The organism is Chryseobacterium sp. DT-167, from assembly GCF_058310155.1.
The window spans coordinates 1-534 of sequence record NZ_JBZEEQ010000131.1 but is presented as its reverse complement, the minus strand read 5'-3'; the positions used below and the strand labels follow the sequence as shown (position 1 = coordinate 534).

1 protein-coding gene is annotated in these 534 nt (G+C 74.5%); it reads left to right on the top strand.

Annotation, left to right across the window (positions count from 1 at the left end; all coding sequences use genetic code 11):
• The coding region (locus AC4FQ5_RS20125) for a hypothetical protein (protein ID WP_491146507.1) at window positions 1-286 on the top strand (286 nt) is incomplete at its 5' end.
• Window positions 287-534 lie beyond the last annotated feature (248 nt).

Here is a 534-nt window from a genome sequence, read left to right as displayed (position 1 = left end):
CCCGACAGACGTGAACGTCGCCGAGGGAGTCAACACCATCGTCTACGCCTGGGGCAGCCTCGAGGACGACAACCTGACGGTCGCCGTCCAGACGATCGAAGGACTGCACTCGGCGCCCGGTGGGGTCCCCGCCGGTGAGGCCGGCCTCGTCGCGACGAACGCCCCCGGTGCCGCGAACGCGTTCTGGGTCGTCGTGGGAGGCCTCGCGGCCCTCGCCGCCGCCGTCGCCGCCTCGTCCGCCCACCTGCGCCGCCGGACGGTGGCCTCGGAGAGGGTCGACCACTGAGCCGTCGGCTCCCCGCACCGAGGATCACGGCGAGCGCCGCAGCAGCGCTCGCCGTGATTCTCGCGCTGTCCGCGTGCTCCGGCGGGACGAGCGCGCCGAGCGCGCCGAGCGCGACCGCACGGCCGGAGACCGCGACGACGGCACCGACGCCCTCATCGGAGTCGAGCGCCGAGCCAGAGTCGCGCGTGATCCCGGACGTGCCACGCGTCGACGCCGACGCGTCGAACCAGGTCCCCGTCGTCACAGCG